Source organism: Paenibacillus sp. 32O-W (assembly GCF_007679495.1).
Classification (GTDB): Bacteria; Bacillota; Bacilli; order Paenibacillales; family NBRC-103111; genus Paenibacillus_L; species Paenibacillus_L residui.
The window spans coordinates 1-25,281 of sequence record NZ_VEGP01000014.1; the positions used below are offsets into that span (position 1 = coordinate 1).

At 50.1% G+C, this 25,281-nt stretch carries 20 protein-coding genes and 1 pseudogene; 12 read left to right on the forward strand and 9 right to left on the reverse strand.

What is annotated here, in order from left to right; all coding sequences use genetic code 11:
- The 3 genes and pseudogenes from FS806_RS25685 to FS806_RS07810 all read left to right on the forward strand — a co-directional run.
- Positions 1–321: pseudogene (locus tag FS806_RS25685) on the forward strand (hypothetical protein); the annotation flags it as partial.
- Between the two features lie 185 nt (positions 322–506).
- Positions 507–734, forward strand: coding sequence for a hypothetical protein (locus tag FS806_RS07805; RefSeq protein WP_144934195.1), 228 nt, complete (start codon positions 507–509; stop codon positions 732–734).
- A 30-nt stretch (positions 735–764) separates the two neighbouring features.
- Entirely contained in the window at positions 765–1,259 is a 495-nt protein-coding gene (locus tag FS806_RS07810) for a hypothetical protein (RefSeq protein ID WP_260982026.1), read from the forward strand.
- A 174-nt stretch (positions 1,260–1,433) separates the two neighbouring features.
- Here FS806_RS07810 and FS806_RS07815 read toward each other — a convergent pair whose 3' ends face one another.
- Positions 1,434–2,018 (reverse strand): hypothetical protein, encoded by a 585-nt coding sequence (locus tag FS806_RS07815; protein WP_144934199.1) that lies wholly within the window; start codon positions 2,016–2,018, stop codon positions 1,434–1,436.
- A 231-nt stretch (positions 2,019–2,249) separates the two neighbouring features.
- On the opposite strand from FS806_RS07815, the gene FS806_RS07820 reads away from it, so the two are divergent.
- From FS806_RS07820 to FS806_RS07845, 6 genes are all read left to right on the forward strand, one after another.
- The gene (locus FS806_RS07820; protein WP_186328263.1) at positions 2,250–5,399 is read left to right on the forward strand and encodes an FG-GAP repeat domain-containing protein; all 3,150 of its coding nucleotides are present in this window, start codon (positions 2,250–2,252) and stop codon (positions 5,397–5,399) included.
- A 32-nt stretch (positions 5,400–5,431) separates the two neighbouring features.
- Positions 5,432–5,683, forward strand: a complete 252-nt coding sequence (locus FS806_RS07825; protein WP_144934203.1) for an acyl carrier protein — start codon at positions 5,432–5,434, stop codon at positions 5,681–5,683.
- A 5-nt stretch (positions 5,684–5,688) separates the two neighbouring features.
- Positions 5,689–6,888: an aminoacyl--tRNA ligase-related protein gene (locus FS806_RS07830; protein WP_144934205.1), complete on the forward strand. Its 1,200-nt coding sequence runs from the start codon at positions 5,689–5,691 to the stop codon at positions 6,886–6,888.
- A 14-nt stretch (positions 6,889–6,902) separates the two neighbouring features.
- Positions 6,903–7,835, forward strand: a complete 933-nt coding sequence (locus tag FS806_RS07835) for a hypothetical protein (protein ID WP_144934207.1) — start codon at positions 6,903–6,905, stop codon at positions 7,833–7,835.
- Between the two features lie 98 nt (positions 7,836–7,933).
- A complete protein-coding gene (locus tag FS806_RS07840) occupies positions 7,934–9,088 on the forward strand; it encodes an MBOAT family O-acyltransferase (RefSeq protein ID WP_144934209.1) in 1,155 nt (384 codons plus the stop codon).
- A 151-nt stretch (positions 9,089–9,239) separates the two neighbouring features.
- On the forward strand, positions 9,240–10,208 hold the full coding sequence (locus FS806_RS07845) for a sugar phosphate isomerase/epimerase family protein (RefSeq protein WP_144934211.1): 969 nt from the start codon (positions 9,240–9,242) through the stop codon (positions 10,206–10,208).
- A gap of 384 nt (positions 10,209–10,592) precedes the next feature.
- Here the strand turns inward: FS806_RS07845 and FS806_RS07850 are convergent, their stop codons facing one another.
- From FS806_RS07850 to uvrB, 3 genes are all read right to left on the reverse strand, one after another.
- Positions 10,593–10,811, reverse strand: a complete 219-nt coding sequence (locus tag FS806_RS07850) for a hypothetical protein (RefSeq protein WP_144934213.1) — start codon at positions 10,809–10,811, stop codon at positions 10,593–10,595.
- A 190-nt stretch (positions 10,812–11,001) separates the two neighbouring features.
- On the reverse strand, positions 11,002–13,887 hold the full coding sequence (uvrA, locus tag FS806_RS07855; protein ID WP_144934215.1) for an excinuclease ABC subunit UvrA: 2,886 nt from the start codon (positions 13,885–13,887) through the stop codon (positions 11,002–11,004).
- Between the two features lie 87 nt (positions 13,888–13,974).
- Complete coding sequence (gene uvrB / locus FS806_RS07860) at positions 13,975–15,972, reverse strand: excinuclease ABC subunit UvrB (protein WP_144934217.1); 1,998 nt, start codon at positions 15,970–15,972, stop codon at positions 13,975–13,977.
- Positions 15,973–16,189: 217 nt separating this feature from the next.
- On the opposite strand from uvrB, the gene FS806_RS07865 reads away from it, so the two are divergent.
- Together FS806_RS07865 and FS806_RS07870 are read left to right on the forward strand one after the other, a co-directional pair.
- A complete protein-coding gene (locus FS806_RS07865) occupies positions 16,190–16,981 on the forward strand; it encodes a flagellar motor protein (RefSeq protein ID WP_144934219.1) in 792 nt (263 codons plus the stop codon).
- A complete protein-coding gene (locus FS806_RS07870) occupies positions 16,965–17,714 on the forward strand; it encodes an OmpA/MotB family protein (protein WP_144934221.1) in 750 nt (249 codons plus the stop codon). Before FS806_RS07865 ends, FS806_RS07870 begins: the two co-directional genes overlap by 17 nt.
- An 84-nt stretch (positions 17,715–17,798) precedes the next feature.
- Here FS806_RS07870 and FS806_RS07875 read toward each other — a convergent pair whose 3' ends face one another.
- The 5 genes from FS806_RS07875 to ftsE form a co-directional block, all read right to left on the reverse strand.
- Complete coding sequence (locus FS806_RS07875) at positions 17,799–19,079, reverse strand: PDZ domain-containing protein (protein WP_144934223.1); 1,281 nt, start codon at positions 19,077–19,079, stop codon at positions 17,799–17,801.
- Between the two features lie 159 nt (positions 19,080–19,238).
- Complete coding sequence (locus FS806_RS07880) at positions 19,239–20,678, reverse strand: S41 family peptidase (RefSeq protein ID WP_144934225.1); 1,440 nt, start codon at positions 20,676–20,678, stop codon at positions 19,239–19,241.
- Between the two features lie 86 nt (positions 20,679–20,764).
- A complete protein-coding gene (locus tag FS806_RS07885) occupies positions 20,765–21,979 on the reverse strand; it encodes a murein hydrolase activator EnvC family protein (protein ID WP_144934227.1) in 1,215 nt (404 codons plus the stop codon).
- Between the two features lie 12 nt (positions 21,980–21,991).
- Positions 21,992–22,909: a permease-like cell division protein FtsX gene (gene ftsX, locus FS806_RS07890; protein ID WP_144934229.1), complete on the reverse strand. Its 918-nt coding sequence runs from the start codon at positions 22,907–22,909 to the stop codon at positions 21,992–21,994.
- Complete coding sequence (ftsE, locus tag FS806_RS07895; RefSeq protein WP_144934231.1) at positions 22,899–23,585, reverse strand: cell division ATP-binding protein FtsE; 687 nt, start codon at positions 23,583–23,585, stop codon at positions 22,899–22,901. The genes ftsX and ftsE overlap by 11 nt, the downstream gene beginning before the upstream one ends.
- Before the next feature lie 337 nt (positions 23,586–23,922).
- Between ftsE and FS806_RS07900 the strand changes: the two genes are divergently transcribed.
- Positions 23,923–25,230 carry a VanW family protein gene (locus FS806_RS07900; RefSeq protein ID WP_222126613.1) on the forward strand — a complete coding sequence of 436 codons (1,308 nt, stop codon included), beginning with the start codon at positions 23,923–23,925 and terminating at the stop codon, positions 25,228–25,230.
- Positions 25,231–25,281 lie beyond the last annotated feature (51 nt).

Below are 25,281 nucleotides of genomic sequence, written 5' to 3' on the forward strand. Positions count from 1 at the left end.
GTCGAGCATGTTACCGATGAAAAGGAACGAACCCGCATTCGGCAAACGGTGAAAGCGATTGAAGGTTACGTCATGTGCAGTTGCATCGCCACGGGGCTATTGCAACTGATTGCTGTCCGTTATTCGAGCCGGGTTCCGGGCTTGTTCTTTCGCTACTTGAGAACGCACCCCAAGACGGTCGTTTCCGAGGCCACGGTGATGGCTTATTTGCGCACGTCGATTTTTCGCTTGTTTGCTCGTAATCCGCAATTATCCCTAACGAAAATAATCCAATCCAAGCAGGAAACGACTGATATTGACGCCGATTCGCTCGCTTCTTAATGCTGTAGAACTTTTGACTGTCCAGAAAAGGAGAACAATAAACAAACCTTAATTTCTCCTAAATCTAAGCTTAAAAAGATGTGTCAATTTTGTGTCAAAGCTCATAAATATTTTTTCGCAACTTTTACGGAGCACGGAAGGAACTGATCGACTCTTGGCGAACTAATGAGTTAGAGGTGACCGCAATGTACAGTTTTAAATCGCTGACTACAGACATGGAATTGTTTGCAGCAGCTCTGCTTCAACGCAAAGTATCCGTGTGGACTAAAACAGCGGATGACATATATGCTTTATTGGATGAGGGGGGGATTATTGAGAAGATCACTCCGGACTGCGTCGTCATTCGCTTTGCCGACGCCCGAAACAGCAAGGAATATTATTTGAGGGAAGAATGCGATTTCCGCATTGAATGATAGGGTCAGGGTATTGGACCTGATATAAGAATGACGGCGAATCGAAAGAGACGCGCTCCGCTTGGAAATATTGAGACCGAGAATACGGATAGATATAGACACGAGCTATATGGAAATGGAGTCGATCAAGCGATGATAACTTACAGTAAGTGGATGATTCGCGTGGCGGTGGTTTTTTCCGTTATGGGAGCCTTACTCGGATCGGACATGGCCGGGCGTAAGGACTATTCTTTTATTCCGGTGCATTCGCATATTCTTGTGGTAGGATGGCTGTCGTTATTTGCATATGGAATTTTCTATTATGTTTTTCCCGAGCCGCAGAAGCTCAAGCTGGCTAAGGTCCAGGCCATACTTTCCATGCTCGGCGCCATGCTGCTGCCCCTGGGCATGCTGCTGTACAACAAAGCCTACAACGGCTTCACAACCGGATTATTCATCGGCGGAGGGACGGTTCTTCTGATCGGAATGCTGTTATTCGCTTTTCTCGTCTTTTTCGATAAACAATTATTTACGAAGAAAAACTAGACTTGTCCGGCTATCGGTCATTATAAACACGCTGCTGCCTGAACAGTTAGCGTGTTTTTGTATTCTCATGGCCCTGATATTACACGTGGCCGCTCGAAATCTTCCCGTCAAGCTTCTCAGATCACCGAATTACAATGGCACAACTTAGTCCTTCAATGCTCAACCTGCAGCCATTTACCCGGAAATCTTCATCTCTCTGATCTGCCCATCCGAGAATACGCGATATTCTACTACCGCCCGGTCATTGTCGGAATAAAACACCGTAAACCGGCTGACCCGGGTTCCCTCCGCATTCCAATTTATATACAACTGGGCTTGCAGTGCACCTTTCTTCAGCCCTTCTATATCGACCTCATCCCCATTAATCGTTGAACCGTCCGGCGAAAGCAGGGCTCCGTGAACCAGATCATACCTTGAGACCGGTGTACCGTCCAGATTGTTGGAAAATTCGGCGTAAGCCGGTCCCAGCCGCTTCTGAACTTCTTCTCTGGCCATGCCGAGCTGTACCATCTTCTTAAGGTCGTCCGGTCCTGCTATATTAAAGGGGGCTTCGGATGCGATCCGGTCAGACGGCATTCTGTTGACCGCTTGGGGCAGGTTGTTAACAACCCCGATCGTTTCTCCCGCCTCAACGCCCAGGGCTCCGATTACCGCCGGATAAGGACGATATGCTTCCATCCATCCGGCCGCCTTGGCTGCTCCGATTGACGATATAATCAATGCCGACATGATTGCGACAGACGCGACCATCTTTTTCATTTCAATAAGCCCCCTTATGACTTCCTTTCAAACTCCCTGCCATGTTACTAATATAGACGGCAGCAGGATGGATTTCGTTCCACCTATTACGAAAATGTTACAAAGTTTATTGTCATTATTCCCCCATTGTTCTTCCTCTCATCCGTTACCGCCTCTATTCGACGTTTGTTAACAATGTTCGCGAAAAATGCTATAATGACTTGTGACATTTTAGAGACGGAGGAAACTCCCGTGAAATCCTTTTTACGAATCATTGCAGTTGTCGGCAGTGTTCTGGTCATCCTCATTGCCGCTCTTTTTTTTATTAATCGCGTGGAGGAGGTCCGTCTGCTGTATGCGACAAACGGCAGCGATACGGATTTGTCCGCCTGGGGTAATTTCGAACAGACGCTAGCTGCGAATGTCCGGGTGGAGCAGCGCGGGTTATCGGACCTAAGCTCCAAACAGTTAGCTAAATTTGATGCTATTTATTTAGATGTTCATTTGTTAAAATCGGAATCTCTGCAAGCCAAGAAGGAAGCGTTAATGGATTATGTCCGTCAGGGAGGCCACCTGTTTCTGGAGAACGGGTTTGCCGCAGAGTTTCCGCCAGAGTTCCTGGGTGCGGAGCAGTTGGTCGAGCTTCCCGAGAATACCGCCCCGCAGTTCCAATATCCTGAGGTGACGGAATCTATCCGCGGGATGCAGACGGTGTTCCGCTTATACGCGGATAATTTCCTGAATCATTCCGGAATGGACAGGCTTCCCGGCTTTGCCTGGGGATACGGCCTCGTTCCAAGCACTGCGGAGACGATCGTAACCTTGAATGAGGTTCCGGTCATGACGCTGAATCATGTGGGTCAAGGCTCGGTCCTGCTGACCAGCGCTTTCCTGCCGAACCGGTATTTCATTACCGGCTTCGATCTGCAGAGCGGCATGGATCCGCAAGCCGGATTCGAGCAGTTGGCCGCACAATATAACGGCCCTTCGCCGGAGGACGGGACCGCCTATTTCAACCGCTACCGGCTTCCCGTGGAGCCCTATTTTCAGTTCTCGTTCGCCGCGGCCAATTACGAGCTTCGGGGACAATTTCTTTCTTATATAAGTAAGGAAAAGTACGGCTACTCCATCACTAAAGTATTGGGACCGTACGGGCGCCCGGCCATGGCCTTCCAGAACCATTACGAAGCGCTGCCCGCTTTCCGCGATCTCGAGGCTATTCAATGGACGGAAATGCTTAAGCAGTACAACATGCTTCCTTCGTTCTCGGTCGTTCGCGGCTCCTATGATTGGGGGCAATGGTGGGAATCTATCAATATTCACATCAATAAGGGCACCCAGGAGAAGCCAGAGTTCATCGGAGAATACGTGAACTCCTTCTACGGGAGCGGAGCGAAGCTATTGAGCGAAGGCCAGCCGTTGAAGCTCGCCCAATACCCGAAATATGTCCAGCTTTCGGAGCCGATCGAGCTTCCTTACCGCGCGTATCCGGCCTTCGCCGACCTTGACGGCAGCGGGCGGGCGGACCTGCTGGTCGGCAGCGCCGACGGGTTCATCTACCGGTATCCCAACGAAGGGATGAACCCGGACGCTTACGACTACCAGCCGCTGCCGCCCGGGCTTGAGCCGCCCGCCGTCTTCGGCGCGCCGGAGCCGCTGCTCACGCCAAGCGGCGAACCGCTCCGCGCCTCCGGCTATGCCGCGATCGCCGCGGCGGACGTCGACGGCGACGGGCGCCCCGACCTGCTCATCGGCGATGAGCACGGTGCGGTGTTCGTTTCCTTGAACCAAGGAAACGGCACTTTCGCACCGCCCACGCCGGTGATGGCAGGCGGCGCCCCGCTCGTCGTCGCGTCCTACGCGGCGCCGGCCTGGGGGGACGTCGACGGTGACGGCATCCCCGACCTGGTTGTCGGGGATGGGAACGGCGACGTCCGCCGGTATCGCGGCATCGCCGGAGAGCCGCTGCGGTTCGAGCGCGGCGAGGTGCTCGTGAGCGCGGTCGGCCGGTTCGCGGCGCCTGCGCTCCGCGATATGAGCGGCGACGGCCGGCTGGACCTGCTGGTCGGCAGCAATGAAGGAGACATCAAGCTGTTCGTGCGGGATGGAGATCATTGGACCGCCCAAGGACCACTGGTTGGCGACAAGCTGAATCCGGCCGGCAATCACGCCTTGGTCGGAGGCCATAATTCCGTACCACTATGGTATGATATTAACGGAGACGGCATAGACGATCTGCTCGTCGGCCAAGTGGAATTCGGTATTCCGGTGACCATCGACGATCCCGATTTTCCATACGCCGATGAGCTGCAGCAGTTTTTACAATATGCCCGGGAAAATCATTTAGAACTGTATCCGCACGTGTTCTTTCATAATTTTATTAGCGATGAACAGGAGAAGCTGGAGCTCGAGCTGCACCGCAAAGCTTTCGACAAGCTCGGCATTCCGTGGACAGATACCGGGACCAACCAGCATACCTGGAGAATTAACCATCCGGACAGGCTGCAGACGCTGCGCAACGAGAACCATCAGGACATCTGGTTTAATTTCGGATTCAGGCCTTCCTTCGTGCCCAGCGATCCCCGCTCGTATCTCGACTATATGTGGGGAGTGCCTTTCCTGTTGATGGATCCGGAGCTGAAGCATCCGATGGTGCTGTATACACCTTCTCCCATCTACGATAGCAGCTCGGCGTCCTCTACTCTGGATATCTATCAATCGATTATTCAGTTGGACATGCCGATCAACTATATGGAGCATATTGAGTATTTCCAAGGGAAGAAAGCGAATTTCGAGAAATTCGTCCAATATTTCGATCGGGTTCGGACCGAGCACGATTATAATTTCGTCTCCGAGCCGCAGATGGCCCGCTCCTTCCTCGCGACCTTGACGGCCCGGGTGGAGGTTCGCCAATCGTGGGGAATGTACCTGCTGGACCGGATCAAGGATACGATCGGCAAGGGCGTTCACCGAACGCTGCAAATCACGGCCGATTCTTCCGGAATCCCGTCTCAGGCCGGTGCTTACCGGGATACGCTCGGGGTCCGGATTGAATCCGGCCCGTCTTTGGCGGGACATCCGCTGAAGGTCGATTCCGATATTTTCTACAGCAAGGACGGCACCCTCTACACCGGGCTGAGCCGGCCGACCAAGCTTCAGATCAGTTGGGAGAGCGACCCGGTCCATCTGATTCGGGCCAATGTTCCCCTTCAGATCGACAAAGGAGAGAAGCAATGGACCATCAAGCTGCTGGAGGCCGGAATGCAGCAATTCAAACTGTACAGCCCTGTGCCCGTACAGTTCGAAGGAAACGATTTGAAGCTGGAAGAAGATGCTGAAGCACATACTTATACCATTACCCGATACGGTGATGCCTCTGAGATCATCGTTCGGTGGGAGTAAGAACCCATTCTTATTAATCAGGAGGAACTGATATGGAAGAAATCGTCCGCCACTTGGAAGAGCATATTCGCGAACGCTATGAAATCGATCCGGACGACGATGAGTTTACGGTTGATGTTCATCTATTCGACTACGGGTTCATCGACTCGATCGGGGCTACCGCTCTTATTGCCCATATTGAGAAAAAATACGGAATCGAAGTGACCAATCAAGACCTGATGCTGTACCCTTTGAACACCATTAATGAAATTGCCGAATTTATCCACAATAAACTAGCGGGGTGAGCGAAATGGAATGCATCGTATCACTGAAACGGTTAGACCCGGGCCAGTACGGACAGCTAAAATACGCTTCCGCTTTTGTAGATGAGCATATTGAAGAAATTCGTCTGGACGAGGCTCGTCAAGAGCTGCTTCTTGTACACCACTCTCCGCTTGGTAACGATGTGATTGCCGAGCGGCTGGAGCGGTTGATCGAGCGTTTCTCGAAAGGGGACTTCGGCTTCAAGGAAAACCGCCTGTTCGAAAACCGCGGTCCTCTTCCTTACAACGGAGATATCATCGCAGAGCTTGTCCAGGCCAAGACGATCAAGGTGCTGGAGCCCGGCTTGTTTATCTTCCGCGAGCCCTTCTCCAGTTTGATGAGATTTATGGACTATGCCTTTGTGACGAAGGTGGCGAAGCCGTTCGGTGTCACGGAGGAATCTTACCCGGCCGTTATTCATTGCGATACTCTGAATAAGACGAACCACTTTACCTCCTTTCCGGAGCATATTCATTTTCTGACCCACCTGCGTGAAGACCTGGATGTTATTGAAGGCTTCTCCCAATCGGTTCGCGAAGCCGGCGGGTGGAAGCAGGATGCCCCGCTCGCGTTGGATGCTAATATGCCCAAGCCCAGGTTCGCTATGAATCCGTCCACCTGCTATCACTGCTATGAAGGGCTTCAAGGAGAAACCATCGAAGGAGACGGATTGGCGGTTACAGCCATATCGAAGTGTCACCGGTTCGAATCCAGGAACCATACCGATTTCGGAAGGCTTCTGGATTTCAGCATGAGGGAGATTGTATTCGTCGGCAAACCGGACTACGTCAAGGAGAATCGCTTGAAGTCCCTGGAATATATTCAGGATTTGGCCCGGGAGTGGGAGGTTGACAGCTACCTCGAGGTCGCTAACGATCCTTTCTTCACGAACGATTTTCAAGTGAAAGCCTCCTTCCAGCGCAATCAGGAAATGAAGTATGAGCTTCGGCTCACCATTCCTTATTTAAACAAGTCGATCGCATGCAGCTCGGTCAACTTCCACAGCAATACCTTCGGCAGCGCCTTTAATATTAAGGTCGGCAAGCGCAACGCGGTAACGGGATGCGTCGGTTTCGGCATAGAGCGCTGGGTGTTCGCCTTTCTCTCCCAGTTCGGGCTTGAGGAATCCGGATGGCCGGCACGCTTCCGCGAGCAATATGAAGCCTGGAAAGAAAAATCATTATAGTGAGATGAACTGACGTGAGAGTCCTTTCGTTCCTTAGAAAAAACGGGTTCATTCTTGGACTGCTCGCCGCCTTCCTGCTGACGGATTGGCTGGTCGCTCGCTGGGATCCGTTAACGAATTCGCTTCGATTCCGCAAGAATGATTTTACTAAAACCTTGTCCCAGCATAACTGGGAAACGTCCGGCCGGGTTTTCTTCGGCAATTCGGCGGTGACCGGAGCCTATATCGAGGATCAGGCCGGCTATCCCCTCGTGGAGATGGGCCTGTCTTACGGAAAAATAACCGATCTGCAGCAAATTATCGAGCGTTCGTTGTATACTTTCGAAGACGAGCTTGTCATCGGTATCGACGTTCATACGATGCTGGACCGGCTGGAAACCGATCCGACCTATCCCTGGAATTCGAAGAAGTATCAGCCCTACCTTTACGAGTACCGGGACTATTTCAAGGAGGCCGGGATCGGCATGCTGAAGCAGATGGTGACCTCACTCCGCGAGCGGAAGCCGGAGGAGATGTTCGAGTATTGGGCCTGGAACGACAAGATGCTGTATTACGGAATCAAGCCGGCAGAAGGGCCCGGCAGCAAGCAGGCGGATTGGGAGAAATACGAGCAGAAATTTAATTATATGAGGATGCCGGACTTCCAGCAAAACCTTAACGCTTTGGAATGGGTAATGAATTACGCCGAGAAACAACAGCTAGAATTGAAGGTCATCTGGATGCCGTATAATCCCGAATACCCCCTTCCCGGATATATGCCGGAGCTGAAGAAGGAAGTGGACCGGATTCTGGCCGAGCATCAAGTTCCTGTATTGGATCTGCTGAATAGCTTCGAGCCGCAGTATTTCCATGATCTGGTTCATATTAACCGTGAGCAGGGAGCTCCTCTCTTTACCAAGGAGGTGGACCAATGGCTTCTTTCCTTCGAAAAACCGCCGAAATCCTGATCTATCTGGCTATGCTCGTCCTGGTCATCATCCATTTTAGCGGGAAGGGCGTCTTTATCTATGAAGGGTTTTAGCTGATCGCGAGGGAGCCGTAAAGTATGTTTTACTTTAATATATACTCGATGATGGGGTTGGCCGGCATGATTGCCGCCCTGCTGCTGACCCGCCGATGGAAGGATAACAAACGCATTTTGCTCCTTCTGTTTAATTGTGGCTTTTTGCTTGTGTTCAACTACAAGCTTTTTTTGTTCTATGCCGCTTATACGGTTCTGAATTATCTGGGCTATTCTTTGCTGTGCCGGGTTACCTTCGCCCGTTTGGCCTGGTTCATCGGTTTCATTGCCGCCAACATCGGTATAGTGTCGCTGACCCGGTTTATGGAATATGGTTGGCTGGAGCATCCGATAGCCAATCTGATTGTCACGATCGGACTGGTTTATAATGTGCTGAAGGTAATCGACGCTTATTACTTCGCCTATTTTTTCCGCAAGGATGGACAAGTTCCGGCTCTGGATTACGCCAATTTTATTCTGTTTATCCCCACCTTCACTTCCGGCCCGATTCTGCGATTCCGCGATTTTATTGCAGACAGTAAGAAGCCTTACACGGTGGATTCGGCGTTAATCGAGTCGTCCGTCAAGCGGATTATTCTCGGCTTGTTCAAAGCGGTCGTCGTCGCCTTTTACATGAGAACCGTCTTTGATTATATAGCGGGACAGGAACTATTGTTCTACCATTCCATCTTCCTGCTGTTCTGGTTCTATCTGTTGATCTACGTCGACTTCTCGGGGTACTCGGACATCGCCATCGGCTTCGGACGACTGCTCGGCTATCAAATTCCGGAAAACTTCAAGAAGCCGTTCCTGTCTCCATCCATGACGCAGTTTTGGCGCAACTGGCACGCATCCTTGGGGGATTGGTTTCGAGAGCATATCTTCATGTTCTTCTCACGCAAAGCGATCTCCAAGTGGACCGGTGCCTACTTGTCCCTGTTAATTATGACGCTGATCGGACTTTGGCACGGTTATACTTGGCCTTACTTTCTATACGGACTCTACCATGGCGGCCTGATGGCGTTGGAAAACCTGTTCGGCTTGTCCCTGGTTAACAAGAAGAAGTCCTCGAAAACCTACTATTATTTCCGTGTGGTCTGCACTCAAATATTGGTCGCCATCTCGGTCATCGTTTATTCCGGAAACATCGACATCGTAATGAAAATCTACAAGGGTCTTCTTTCCTTTCCTTCTTTTTGACAGAGGAGGATGATATAATGAATTTGATTTGCCCCAACCTGTAAACACCTTAGACGATAGAGGATTCTATGCACCGGGTAGTTTCGCCAGCTACTTATGGTATCAGCGGAATCCTTGTTTCAGCTTCACATTATCACGGGAGGTGCCCAGTATGAAATTGGGAGTTTTTACAGTACTATTTTCGCAGAAGCCATTGGAAGAAGCCCTGGATTACATTGCGTCCAAAGGATTGGATGCGGTCGAGATCGGAACCGGCGGCTATCCGGGTAACAGCCACTGCGATCCTGATGTTCTGCTTAACGATGCAGCCAAGCTTAAGCAATTCAAGCAGGCCGTAGAATCGCGGGGATTAATAATCAGTGCCCTGAGCTGCCATTCGAATCCGCTTCATCCTCAGAAGCCGGTGGCCAAGGAAGCCCAAGAACTGATAACGAAAACGATTCAACTTGCCGAAAAGCTGGAGGTCCCCGTAGTCAACACCTTCTCCGGCTGTCCGGGAGACCACGAGGATGCAAAATACCCGAATTGGCCGGTCGCCCCTTGGCCTAACGATTATCAGGAAATTTTGAAGTGGCAGTGGGAAAATAAAGTCATTCCTTACTGGACGGAGGTTGGTAAATTCGCCTCTGAACGGAATGTGAAGATCGGCTTGGAGCTGCACGGCGGTTTCTCCGTACATACTCCGGCTACGATGCTTCGTCTTAGGGAGGCTGCAGGGGAAGCGATTGGAGCCAACCTCGACCCCAGCCATATGTGGTGGCAAGGAATTGACCCGGTGCAGGCGGTTCTTATTCTCGGCAAAGCCGGAGCGATCCACCATTTCCATGCGAAGGATACTTCGATGGATACGAACAACGTCAATATGCACGGAGTTACCGATATGCAATCCTATACCCAGATGCTGGATCGGGCATGGCAATTCCGCACCGTCGGTTTCGGCCACGATCTGAAAACCTGGGCAGACATTATCAGCGCTCTTCGTCTGGTCAACTACGATTATGTTGTCAGCATCGAACATGAGGATGGCCTGATGTCGATCGATGAAGGCTTTACCAAAGCTGTGCAAAACCTTCAACAGGTGCTTATCAAGGAGCCGTTAACGGAGATGTGGTGGGTGTAAAGAGAGCAGATCTATTATGAGGCTCTCGAGGTAAAGCGAGCGGGCTCTCTTACTCTACTTTTTGCAAGCAACCCATATTGTCTATCAAGGATAAACCGCTGTCTCCGTCCTTTGGACGGGCGTGTTTACCGATGAAATATAAAAAAAGCTCTTAACGGAGCCTCTTCGAAGATGAATAACCCGGTTTTAAAGGTAGCTTTTTATGCCAATTAGAAAGTTTGGTTCCATTTTTAATGCTTTAATGAACTTTAACTTTCTAATGTGGTAAGATCAGGTATAAGATGAAACTCTTATACTTTCTTATATTTAAATAAAGAACCCTCTAATCTGTAAAGATTAAAGGGTTCTTCTATGTGTTCATTGCCGCTGGATGAAAAGCGGGCATCAGCCCATCCAGCCTTTAATCATAACGATGTCCATGAATACAAACACGCCTAAGCTGATAACTGTGAATCCGATAGCGAATAAATTCTTGCGTGGTGCTGCCAGCAGTCTCACAAGACCGATAGCAATAATAACCGTTATGATCAAGACAAAAATATCAAAAAAAGTAAATGTGCTGGTGGATTGTGCAGCCGCTTCCGCCCCTTCTGCCAGAAACATCGATAGTCCTCCTTATCATACCTTATCTTATCTTATGTTATCTTCTGAGAAGCAATGTTGCAAGTCCTTTATTTGAACTGTAACAACATTGTCACCTTTATTATAATCGATCTATGGCACTCCTATCCTTTATAACCAAAAGTGCACAGATCTCATACAGGCTTTACGGTTTAGTCTCTTGAAGGTTGGATTATACGATCGCATCCTCTTTTTCCAGATAAGGTTCAGTGGAAGCTTCCTCCGTGCGTTTTCTATCCCGCTCCAAAATAGGCTTCAAATACTTCCCGGTATACGACTGCTCTGATTTCACAACCTGCTCCGGCGTCCCTTGAGCAATTATCGTCCCTCCGCGGTTACCTCCCTCCGGCCCCAGGTCGATAATATAGTCCGCCGTCTTGATGACATCGAGATTATGCTCGATGACAATGACCGATTCCCCGTTGTCCACCAATCGGTGAAGGACTTTAAGCAGACGGTCGATATCGTGGATATGAAGGCCAGTCGTAGGTTCATCCAAGATATAGATGGATTTGCCGGTGTTCCTCCGGTACAGCTCCGCAGCCAGCTTCACCCGCTGGGCTTCTCCGCCCGACAAGGTTGTCGCAGGCTGGCCTAATTTCATATAGCCCAGTCCTACATCAAGCAAGGTTTGAATCTTGCGATGAATTCGGGGAATATTTCTGAAGAACTCGCAGGCATCCTCGATAGTCAATTCCAGAATCTCGGCAATATTCTTCCCCTTATATTTAATCTCCAGGGTTTCCCGGTTGTATCTCTTGCCTTTGCACACTTCACAAGGAACGTAAACATCCGGAAGGAAGTGCATTTCAATCTTGATTATCCCGTCTCCACGGCAGGCTTCACAGCGTCCTCCCTTGACGTTAAAGCTGAACCGCCCCTTCTTGTATCCACGAACCTTAGCTTCCGTTGTTGCAGCGAATACGTCCCGAATATCGTCAAAGACACCAGTATATGTCGCCGGATTGGAACGGGGGGTCCGGCCAATCGGAGATTGGTCAATGTCGATGACCTTCTCGACGTGCTCAAGTCCCTTGATCTCTTTAAAATAACCTGGCCTTACTTTGGCGCCGTTTAAATCTCTCGCTAAGGCTTTATACAGAATTTCATTAATGAGAGTGCTCTTCCCGGAGCCGGAAACTCCTGTTATGCAGGTGAAAGTACCAAGCGGAACCTTTAAGTTAACGCTTCGCAGATTGTTCTCTTTAGCGCCTTTGACCTCGAGCCACTTGCCATTGGGCTTCCTGCGTTCCAGAGGTACCGGAATGAATCTGCGGCCGCTTAAATATTGGCCCGTCAGGGACTTCGCATCCTTCATCACTTCCTCAGGCGTTCCTTGAGCCACAACCTGTCCGCCATGAATACCCGCTCCCGGACCTATATCGATAATATAGTCGGCGGCCAGCATAGTATCCTCGTCATGCTCGACAACAATTAACGTATTTCCCAGATTCCGCATATGCTCCAGTGTCTTAATGAGGCGGTCGTTATCCCGTTGATGGAGACCGATGCTAGGCTCATCCAGAATATACAGCACCCCCATAAGACTGGACCCGATTTGGGTAGCCAGCCGGATCCGTTGGGCTTCTCCGCCGGACAAGGTTCCTGCCGACCGGCTTAATGTCAGGTAATCCAGCCCGACATTAACGAGAAAGCCCAACCGGGAATTGATTTCCTTCAGAATCAAGTTGGAGATCGTCTGTTCTTTCTCGCTTAATTTCAAATCGCTAAAAAACTGCTGCGCTTCACCGACCGAGAGTTGAGTCGCATAAGCTATATTCTTGCCGTTGATGGTTACCGCCAGAGACTCCGGCTTAAGGCGGTCCCCTTTACACTTGCTGCATGGCTTGGCGCTCATATAGGATTCTATATGCTCGCGGATTCCGTCGGATGCGGTTTCCCGATATCTTCTCTCCAGATTGTGTATAATCCCCTCGAAGGGAACCAGCGCTTCCTTCGACCTTCCAAACTCATTCTCATAGCGAAAACGAACCCTCTCTCCATTCGTGCCGTGGAGAATGATCTTCATCTGTTCATCGGTTAATTCGGATACCGGAACCTCTCTTGGTATATTAAAGTGCTCGCATACGGCGGCCAAAAATTGCGGGTAATAATTCGAAGTGCTCCCCGCCCATGCGGCAAACGCCCCATCCTCAATCGATTTCGAAGGATCGGGGACAAGCAGGTCCGGGTCTACGATCATTTGGTTGCCGAGACCGTCACATTCCGGACAAGCGCCGAACGGACTGTTGAAGGAGAACATGCGCGGAGCGAGCTCCTCCATGCTGAACCCGCATTCGGGGCAGGCCAGGTTCTGGCTGAACAGCAGCTCCTCCTGGTCTATAATATCGACCAGCACTCGGCCATCCGCCAACTTAAGTGCCGTCTCCAACGAGTCAGCGAGGCGGGTTTCTACCCCCTCCTTGACGACAATGCGGTCGACCACCACTTCAATAGAATGCTTCTTGTTCTTCTCCAGCTCGATCTTCTCGGAGAGTTCCCTGATCTCTCCGTTTACACGAACACGGACGAATCCTTGCTTCTGAATATCCGAGAGCAGCTTTACATGCTCGCCCTTTCTCCCGGAAACGAGAGGGGCTAAGATTTGCAATCGGGTCCGTTCCGGATAGTCCATAATCCGGTCCACCATGTGCTCAATGGTTTGCGCCGTAATCTCAACCCCATGCACAGGGCAATGTGGACGGCCGATACGGGCAAACAACAGACGCAAATAGTCATAAATCTCCGTTACGGTCCCTACGGTGGAGCGAGGATTCCGGCTCGTCGTCTTCTGATCGATTGAAATCGCAGGAGATAGTCCGTCAATGGAATCGACATCCGGCTTATCCATTTGTCCGAGAAATTGTCTGGCGTAGGCGGACAGAGACTCGACATATCTTCTCTGTCCCTCCGCATAGATCGTGTCGAAGGCGAGAGAGGATTTGCCTGAGCCGCTTAACCCGGTCAGAACTACGAACCGATCTCTCGGAATGGTGACATCTATATTTTTTAAATTATGGGCTCGCGCCCCTTTAATGACGATATGATCACTTGCCATGTGAATCCTCCTCTTAAGGAATGCCCTCTCCACTATATCAAAGCACATTGGCTATTTCTTTCACTGACCTCAGGCGGGTAAATCGTATCAGGATTGAGCCTTCAGTTCCAGAATGGCATCCCGCAGCTCTGCTGCCCGTTCGAACTGCAAACTCTTGGCGGCTTCCTTCATTTCCGCTTCCAGCCGCTCAATCAGTGCCGCGCGGTCCTTCTTCGACATCTTGTCGGCCCTTACCTCGGCCAGATAATCGGCTTTCTGCTCGGCTACCTTCGTTGCCTCAATCACTTCGCGGACCTTCTTCTGGATGGTCTGTGGAGTGATTCCGTGACGCTCATTATAGGCGATCTGAATCGCGCGGCGGCGTTCGGTCTCCTGGATTGCTTTAGTCATCGAGTCCGTATATTTATCCGCGTACATGATAACCTTGCCTTCCGAGTTCCGGGCAGCACGGCCGATCGTCTGGATCAGGGAACGCTCCGCACGCAGAAACCCTTCCTTGTCGGCATCCAGAATAGCAACCAGCGAGACCTCCGGCAAGTCAAGGCCTTCCCTCAGCAGATTAATACCTACCAGCACGTGGAATGTTCCGACCCGCAGATCCCGCAAGATCTGCATCCGCTCAAGCGTCTTGATGTCGGAGTGCAGATAGCGAACCTTAATCCCGATTTCCTTCAAATAATCAGTCAAATCCTCGGCCATTTTCTTGGTCAAGGTCGTTACGAGCACTCTCTCGTCCTTCCGAATTCTCTCCTGGATCTCTTCGATTAAATCGTCAATTTGACCCTCGGTTGGCCTTACCTCAATGATCGGGTCGAGCAATCCGGTAGGACGGATAATTTGCTCGATCATTTCCGGGCAGTGCTCGATCTCATAAGGACCCGGAGTCGCCGAAATGTACAGCGCCTGTTTAACCTTGCTCTCGAATTCCTCAAAACGGAGCGGGCGGTTGTCCAGCGCCGACGGCAGCCTAAAGCCGTGCTCCACCAGTACTTCCTTCCGGGCTCTGTCTCCGTTATACATTCCACGAATTTGCGGGAGGGTGACATGGGACTCATCGACTACCACCAGCATATCCTCCGGGAAATAATCAAACAGCGTATACGGCGTCGCTCCCCGCTCGCGGAACGTAAGCGGCCCGGAATAGTTCTCGATTCCCGAGCAGAAGCCCATCTCCTGCATCATTTCGATATCGTAGCGGGTTCTTTGTTCAAGTCTCTGCGCCTCGAGTAGCTTGCCTTGACTACGAAACTCGGCCAGCCGCTCCTCCAGCTCCCGTTCAATATCAACTAGCGCCCGCTTCATCGTGTCCTCGTGCGTGACAAAGTGAGAAGCCGGGAAGATCGCGATATGTTCTCTCTCGCCGAGAATTTCGCCCGTAAGCACATCAATCTCGGTAATCCGTTCAATCTCGTCCCCGAAGAGCTCTACCCGCACCGCATGCTCGCTGCGCGAGGCCGGGAAAATCTCGACCACATCCCCGCGAACCCGGAAGGTGCCGCGGACAAAATTGATATCGTTGCGCTGATACTGGATATCCACCAGCCTGTGCAATATCTGATTTCTCGGCAGCTCCATTCCTACTCTTAAGGAAAGCAAAAGATCCCGGTACTCCATTGGAGAACCGAGTCCATAAATACACGACACGCTCGCCACGATAATGACGTCACGCCGTTCGAACAGCGCACTTGTAGCAGAGTGCCGAAGCTTATCAATTTCGTCGTTGATGCTCGAATCCTTCTCAATATAAGTATCGGAAGAGGGAATATAAGCCTCTGGTTGATAGTAATCGTAGTAGCTTACGAAATATTCTACGGCATTGTTCGGGAAGAATTCCTTGAATTCACTGCAAAGCTGTGCCGCTAAAGTCTTGTTATGGGCAATGACCAGAGTCGGCCGGTTCAACCGCGCAATAACCTGAGCCGCGGTAAACGTCTTACCGGTTCCGGTCGCTCCGAGCAGGGTCTGATGTCTTCTCCCGCTCTGAATGCTTTGCACAATCTTCTCAATGGCCTGCGGCTGGTCCCCCTGCGGCTGGAAGTCGGAGACCAGCTCAAATTTCTTATTGCTTAATATGAGATCGCTCATAAGAATCCTCCGTTAAATTCGGAATGCGATTTCCTCTAAACTTTTACACATTGGCGGTCGATAAAAAGGATAGAAAACGGCAACTGCCGTTTATCATGTGTTGAAATATAGGAATGTTTGTTCCTACTATTATACCTTGTTTGCAACCGAGTTGCAAATCAAGATTGGTTCCTTATCCTCCCAACTATTATAAGCTGAACTAGGAGTGGTATCTATCGTGGATTTGACAACAATTATTGGGCTAATTGTGGGCTTGTTTGCACTGATTATGGGTTATATATGGGATGGCGGTCATTTAAGCGCCTTGTTCGTTCCCAGTGCCTTATTAATAGTCGTTGGCGGAACCGTCGGCGCGGTCATCGTCAGCTTCCCCTGGTCCAAGCTCAAGGAACTGCCCAAGGCGATGGGGATGGCTTTTAAAGAACAGAAGCAAGAAGCAGGAGTCATTATCGACGACATTGTGGAGATGGCGACTATTGCTCGAAGAGAAGGTGTTCTTGCCCTGGAGCAAAGAGCTGTCGAATACCATGATCCATTCCTCAAAGACGGATTAATGATGGTTATCGATGGAACGGATCCGGAATTGACCCGCCAAATTCTGGAACTGGAGATGGATGCGCTCGAAGCCCGCCACGAAGGATACGCGAAAATATTCGAATCGGCCGGAGGATTCGCTCCGACAATGGGGATTGTCGGTACCGTTATGGGCCTTATTCACGTTCTCGGCAGCCTCAGCGATCCGGATTCCCTAGGTCCCGCGATTGCCGTTGCATTCGCCGCCACTCTATATGGGGTAGCCACGGCAAACGTTGCCTATCTGCCGATAGCCAACAAAATTAAAGTTCGCAGCAAAGAGCAGATTTCCACTATGGAGCTGATGCTGGAAGGCATCCTGGCACTACAGGCAGGTGAGAATCCTCAGTTAATTCGCAAAAAGCTGACCTCCTTCCTTCATCAAAAGAAAAACTCAAAAGCGGAAGTAGGTGGAGAATTTGGCGAGGAGAGGTAAGAAGCCGGAGGTTCCTGAAAATCATGAACGATGGTTGATCACATATGCGGACTTGATAACGCTGTTGCTCATTTTCTTTGTCATTATGTACGCTATGAGCAAGGTCGATGAAACCAAATATAACGATCTGGCACAAACTTTGCATCTGCAGTTCAGCAGCAAAGGGGACTCGGTTCTACAACAAGGATCCGGCGTCATCGGCGGAATGGATTCAGGCAAAGGAAAAGAAGGCAACCTTAAGGATTTCGAGGCTTTCCTGGAGGAAATGGATAAGCGGAAAGAGCAAGGCCTTCAGGACTTGATGAAGATTGTCAATGAATACATTGAAGAAGAACAGCTGCAAGACACCGTGTCCATAGGCGACACCCCAAGAGGCGTTGCCATTACCTTGAATGATTTGCTGCTATTTGATTTAGGTAAGGCTGATCTCAGGGAAAACGCCTATCCGATTCTCGAAAAGTTGGCCAGCTTGTTCCCGACCTTGAATACGAAAATAAGCATCGAAGGACATACCGACGACTTGCCGCTGGCGACCGGTGCTTATTATAAAGATAACTGGAGACTCAGCTCCGAAAGATCGCTGTCCGTACTGCGGTACTTCACGAATGAGGCCGGACTGCCGGAATCGATGTTTCTCTCTACCGCCTATGCGGATACCAAGCCTATCGTTCCTAATACATCCGATGAAAATAGACAAAGGAACCGGCGGGTGGAGATCATCGTACTCAGATAATATCGTTACTCGATTGAAAAGAAGCGGACAGGAAGACGCTGAAGTTACAATGTCTTCCTGTCCGCTTCATTATTTAATCCGCCCTCAAGAGGAGGCGGAGGAAGGATTGCTGCGAAGCCTGTTGTCTCTCTTGCGGAAATATGCAAAAATCGAAGCCGGCTTCTGTTCCACATAATATACGGCCTTATCATCCGGACAGAGAATCAGTCCTAACTGATGATGCTCCCCTGCGAACATAGCCCGGCTGACAAACTTGGAGTGCCCATCCAAATTGATAATTTCCAGCTTGCAGAAAGCTGGATTCAACTGCATCGCAAGATGAAGCCCTTCCTTCGTTATCACTTTCCGCTGATTTACTTTACGAATAATTTCTCCGGCCCGGATGCCTGATTCGGCTGCAGGACTGTTCGGTAGGACGGCCAATATTTTCAAGCCCCGGGTATCATGCACATAGAGCGGGTGGGCCGTTTCCTCCTGACTGTTGGAATAAGCAATCATCCCTTCATGCAGCAGCAAGGTCAGCAAGGAGGCCGCCAGGATCAGCGGCTCCCAATAGTAGCTTCCGATGGCAGCACAGAGAACAAGCACCGAGTAACCCAATAATAATGTCGAATCGAATCTCGCCTTCAGATAGGGAAGCTTGCTGATCGTGGATGACGTAAATCCAATCAGCGCGGGAAAAGCGACCATTCCCCAGCCGGCTGCTCCGCCCTCCACAAACCATGGATTCCACGGCAGATGGCTTATTCCCGTCTCGGAAGGAACTAACAGAAACAGGGGGACAGGCCAAAATCCATGCAGATGGTAGGCTCCTACCAGCTTTCCTCGTTTGCTCTCCATAAAGAGAGGCGTTGCCATCCGGCTGCCTTGCCACCGCACCAGCAGCCCTTCCGTCAAATGCAGAATCGCGGCCAACGCTAGCAGCGATGGGATATTGACCGATAATGCGGTAGCAAATATCCAGCCTGCCCAAGGCCAGTCAACGGCGCTTGGGACGAACAGTGCCAGGGAATGAAGAAGACCTATGATCCCGACAGAATAGGCAATACAAAAATAACGGACCCGCACCAGCATCAGCAGGAGCGATATCCCCCAAATCAGCAGCATTGCTTGGAGGGATAGCGTCACTCCGAACAGGAGCATTAGAACCGATGCCATTATGCCCGCCAGCCAACCCCATAGCAGCGTCCGCCAAGTTTCGCCTATTAAGGAATGCAGGCGGGAATGAAATAGTTTGCGCTCCAACGAAATTTGCCGGCGGTATTGAAGGATAATAAAGGCGATTCCTATATAATACAGAGGATTCAGCAGAAGCTGAGCCACTGCACGGACAATCTGCTCTCCCCAATCAACCCAAGGATTCATTCCATTTCTCCTTAATAGAAAAGAATAAGAAGGCGGTGCAAACCGACCTTCTTCACAAATTCTACGTTTCTATTCAATTTCCTGCCGCTTCTCTAAAAGGTAGTTAATAAGTCTTCAGCATGTATTCAGTAAAAGAGCACTGCAGCGATGCTGCAACCTTTAATTACCGTTAGCCAGCTTTTCCCGCAAGTATTGAACAGCGGCCTTCAGCTGATTATCGTTGTTCGGATCGCGAATCGCCTCTATCACTTTACTTTCTAACAGGCCCATCATCTGTTCGTCCACTTCCCCGTTGACCGTCAGGCTGTTATCCGTCTGGAAGGCTTTGACGGCATCCACCGTCTGCTGATCGAAATATCCGTCGTTACGGCTGACGGAATAGCCTAGGGCAGGAAGCATCGTCTGCAGTACTTTTACATCCTCATTAGCCATGTCATAGGTTAGCGTCACCTGTTTACTGAAAGGTCTGACTGTAAAGATTTCCGGCTGCTCAACCTTCATATCCGGCTCGATTCCGGTCTTGTTAATCCAGTTCCCGTCCGGAGTCAGCCATTTGGAGGTTGTCAATTTGATATTGCTGCCGTCCCCCATTTCCTTCTCGAAAGTGACCTGTACCGTTCCCTTGCCATAGGTCTTCTCGCCGATTAATTGGCTGCCGGCCGATTCCTTCAAAGCACCGGCCAGAATTTCCGAGGCGCTCGCACTTCCTTGGTTTATAAGAACCGCGACCGGATACGCTTTGGCCGGGTTAGGATTCTTGGAGAGCGTCGGCTGCCGCTTCCCATTGCGGTCTTCGATTTGGACAATAGGCTTGCCCTTCTCGATAAACGGCTGAACGATATGAATCACCTGATCCAACAGACCTCCGGGATCATTCCGTACATCGATAATCAAGCCTTTCATTCCTTGGGCTTCCAGCTTGCTCAATTCCTCCTCAAATCTTTTACTTGTCTGGAAAGAGAATTGAGTAATTTCGATCTTGCCTATGGAATCCTCCAGCATCTCTGCGTAGACCGTCTCTATGGGGATGTCGTCGCGAACGATGACAATCTCCACCGGTTCCGAGGTACCGCTCCGCAAGACGGATAATTTTGCTTCGGTTCCTTTGGGCCCGCGGATCTTGGCTACGGCTTCATTCAAAGTCAGCCCATCCAGCGATTCTCCGTCTACACTTAATATGACGTCCCTGGCTCGCAATCCGGATTTCTCTGCGGGAGAGCCTTTAATAGGCGAGACGATCGTCACTCTGCCGTTATCCAACGATACCTCTGCCCCGATGCCTTGAAAGGACGAACTGATATGCTCCTCGAAATCCTTGGCTTCCTTGGTCGTCATATACGTAGAGAACGGATCCTCCAGGGAGGCAAGCATGCCTTGAATGGCACCGTCGATGATCTTATCATGATCGACTTGTTCCAAGTACCTCTGACGAATAATCTCATAAGCTTTCGTGACCTTGTCCAGATCCTTGCGGGTTACTTCTCCTTGCGGAGCTTCGACGGTTGCAAAGGAAGGACTCACTATCGTTAAAGTAAGAATGCTGCTGGCGAACATAGCCAGCACAATAAATGCCAAAACCGTACGGCCTTTAAAAACCATAAACCTTGCACCACCTTTGCTACCCTGACTTACCTGCTAGTATATGACAAGCACGTGCGGTTTATAATAGACAAGCTATTAATTTTCTACTCCACATACGGCCTTGGGTTAACGGGCTTCTCGTCAATTCTGACCTCGAAATGAAGATGGTTGCCGGTGGAATCTCCCGTTGATCCTACTTCAGCAATCTTCTGTCCTCTTGTAACCGAGTCTCCCTCGCTAACTTTGATTCCATTCTGCCGGATGTGGCCATACCAGGTCCACATTCCACCGCCGTGGTCGATCACAACCGTATTGCCATATCCTCTTACCCAGGAAGCGATCAAGACCACTCCATCGTCCGCAGCCACAATTGTAGTTCCGTTAGGGGCGGCGATATCCATGCCCGCATGCAGCTTTCTCTTCTTGGCAATGGGATCTATCCGATAACCGAATTCGGAGGTAATGATCCCGCTGTCCGGAACCGGCCAGGCCAGCTGCCCGCCGGCTCGGCTTACATTGGATGTCTTCATCTTCGCTTCTTTAGCCTTTTGCTGCTGAATCAATTTATTTTTTTCATTGTACAGTTGGGCTTTCTCCTTGGCCAGAGCGACCAGACTCTGTTCCTGCTCCTCACTGATGCCCTCAGCTTCTGCCTCTTGGGCGGACAGACTGGCAATGGCCACTTCCTTCTGCTTCTCGCGCGCCAGCAGCTGCTGACGCACATCCTCCGCTTCAGCATACAATCTCTCGGCTTCCTGCAGCTGAATTTCGACCTCTATCTTTTTCTCCGCGATCAGGTCGCGGTCCTTTTTGTTAGCTTCCAGTAACCGCTTGTCATTACCGGATATCAGCTTCAACGTATTAAATCTTTCGATAAAATCCGAGAAACTGGTCGCGCTAAGAATAACATCAAGATAGGACACCGTACCGTTCATATACATGGCCCGAACTCTCGATTTCAACTGCTTGTCCCTTTCTTCTACCCGTTCCTCCGCATCTACTAGCTGTTGGGTCGTTTCATGAAGCGTAGCCGTTACCACATTAACCTGCTCATTCAGCTCGTTCAGCTTGGCTACCTGCCGCTCAATCTCTTCCTGAATCTCTTGCAGGGTAATGATTTCTACTCTTTTTTGCTCCTGTAGGGAAGCCTTAAGCTCTTCGGCTTCCTTCCGTTTCTTGGCCGCTTCCTGCTCCTGCTTCTGCAAATTCTCCAGCTTGCGGTTAATATCGTCCAAAGGACCGGCAAATCCTGTATAGGGCTGCACTACCAGGCATAAGGCCACGACTACGGCGGTGAGAGACAACGACAACTTTTTCAAAAGAAATACCTCCTACACTTTTAAATACTTGCGAACCGAAATCGTGCTGCCCCATATTCCGATAACTAATCCGATGGAAAGCAATAAAATGCCGACCGGATATATGACTTCCAGAAGCGGTTTGAAATGCACCATAAAAACGCTGATATCGGCCTGGGTCGACTTTAGAAGTTCAAAGTATCCGTAGGACAGGATACCGATCGGAATGATCGATCCTATCAATCCAAGCAGCGCCCCCTCTATGAAGAAAGGCCAATTGATAAAACTGTTGGTAGCTCCTACAAGCTTCATGATCTTAATTTCCCGGTTACGGGCCATAATGGTCAGCTTGATCGTATTGGATATCAGGAACATCGCCGTCAACGCTAGGCAAACGACCAATACCAACCCCACGTTACGAATAATGGAGGTTACTTTAAACAGAGTATCGACGGTCCCCTTGCCATAATTAACGCTGACGATCGGAGCCGGGTCCTTCCCCGTATTCAAGGCTTCAATCTTCTGAGCCACCATTCCTACCTGGCTCGGTTCCTTGACTTCTACCGTGAAGGAATCATTCAATGGATTGTTCTCGCCATCCAGCCCTTCCAGATAGGCTTCACCGGATTCCCCCATCTTTTCCCGCAGAATCTCTAAACCTTCTTCTTTGGAAACAAAAGTGTTCTTCTCTACTTCGGGCATGCCGGTAATGCTGGCTTCAATCGCTTCTATTTCCTCCTGCGGCGTTTCCAGCTCCAGGAAGACCTTGATTTCCACCTGCTTCTCTATTTGTTCCGTCAAATAATTGACATTCAATGATAAAATCAGGAACAACCCTAGTATAAATAGCGATATAGATATCGAACTGATCGAAGCGAACGTCATCCACCCATTGCGGATAATGTTCTTGCCACCCTCTCTGAAGTGCCGGCCAAGTGTACTAATCGTCATAGCCGTAATCTCCTCTCGCTTGGTCGCGGGCAATCTGGCCGTGTTCGATAGCAATTACTCTCTTTCGGATGGTATTAACAATTTCTTTGTTATGCGTAGCCATGATGATCGTCGTTCCCCGGTAATTGATTTCCTCCAGCAAGTTCATAATTCCCCATGAGGTCTCAGGATCCAGATTTCCCGTAGGCTCGTCCGCTATAATGACAGCCGGATTGTTGACAATCGCCCGGGCTATAGCAATTCTCTGCTGCTCCCCGCCGGACAGCTGCGTCGGGAAAGAGGCCGCTTTGTCCTTCAGCTTGACCAGTTCCAATACTTCCATCGTTCTTTTCTTGATTAACTTCTTGGGAGCTTCAATAGCTTCCATGGCAAAGGCAATATTCTCATAGACCGTTAACTTGGGCAGAAGCCGGAAGTCCTGGAAAATCACTCCGATATTGCGCCGGACATAAGGAATCTTACGCGGCTTCAGCTTCTCCAGATTAAAGCCGTTAACAAAAATTTGACCTTTGGTAGGCCGCTCTTCCCTATATATCATTTTCATAAAAGTAGATTTCCCCGCTCCGGAGGGGCCTACAACATAAACAAATTCATTAGCATTAACCTTAAGATTTATGCCCCTTATCGCATGTGTCCCGTCCGGATAAGTCTTCCAGACGTCCTGCATTTCAATCATGCTATCACATCCTGTTTGTAGTAACCTTCTTAAACTTCGACATAAATCTTTAAATTCCTTTAGATTGGTATCAAAAACGTAACAAATCCCCGTTATTTTCACCAAATTAACAGTTTATCCCGACATGTGACGAATAACGCCGAATGAAGAAGGAGGCGAAATATCTCGTCCATTCTCTTCATACAATTGAAGAAAGGTTGTTGCATCATCTAAGGAGGTCATTCTCATGCCATGGTCAAGGAGGAGCCTATTAATCATTGTTTCGGCATTATCGGCTCTACTTTTAATTTTTTTGGCGCTTATAGGCTATGCCTCTCAGAACCGATTTCCCAGGGGAATGAGTCTGCACGGCTGGTCCATTGCCGGAGCCCCCTATTATTCAACCGTCGCCAAGCTGGAACAAGCGGCCCGGGAGTTCTCCCAAACCAAGATCGCTTTGACATCGGACCGCCCGGAGGCCCCTCCGAATACGTTAACTATGGAGCAGCTTGGAATCAGAATCGATATGGATCCCTTCTTCACTGTCCTGCAGCAGCTTCGCTCTGGAAACCGTTTCGAACAAGTAGGGAACCGCTGGAGACTTTCCGGGTCATCCTTAAAGCTTACCTTATTTTTTAATGACAATGCAATGCACAATATGTTGAAATCTGTATGGTCGGATATGTACAGCCAAACTCCCCAGGATGCCCGAAGAATGATTACGGAAGATGACCGGATTGAAATCATACCCGAGCAAACGGCATACCGTATAGATGAACAGGAGCTTAAGCGCAGAATTATGGAATGGTTTGATAAAGAGTGGAATGGCCTAAACGGCGAGATCGCCCAGGCTTCCATCCATCTGCCCCTGCTTGCCGAGAACCCGCAAGTGACGGCTGCAGATCTGAATGCCCAAGGCATTGACCGCAAGTTTAGTGAATTTACCACAGTATTCATGACTAATGAGGAAGGCCGAATGCACAATATTCAATCCGCCGCCCGCATAATGGATAACATGCTGCTGGGTCCGCAGGAGGTCTTCGACTACGGCCAAATCGTCCATAGGGCTGAAACGGAATTCGGCTTTAAGGAAGCCCCCGTTATTGTGAACGGGCAGCTTGTAACCGGAATCGGCGGCGGGATTTGCCAGGTGTCCAGCACGTTGTATAATGCCGCTCTGCGTGGCGGCCTGGAAATTGTGGAAAGAAGGAATCATACCCTTCCCGTCAGCTATGTCGAATTGGGTCAGGACGCCACTTATGCGGACGGATATATTAATTTCAAGTTCCGCAACAATACCGGCCGTCATTTGCTGATTAAGACAACCTTGATCGAAAACCGGCTGACCATCAAATTGTTCGGTCATACTCCAAGTCATATTACTTACGATGTAGAATCGGTTATAGTGAAAGAAGTGGAGCCTTCGGTGAAATACGTGTATAATCCCGGCCTGACCAGAGAGCAGCAGATTCAAAAAGGCAAGCCCGGCTATATTGTCGAAACTTATCGGCATAAGATTGAAAATGGGCAACGGACGGATTCCCAACTCATTTCCAAAGACACCTATGCCGCCCAGCCAACTCTCATCGCTACTCCTCATGACGCCAAAGCCGAGAACCCTTCCCAGCCGGCACCCATGGTAGAAGACGGGGTAAGGGGACGCTGATATCCAGGAAGGCAAAGCTGGCCCTGGTCCAATTACATTGGACCAGGGTCT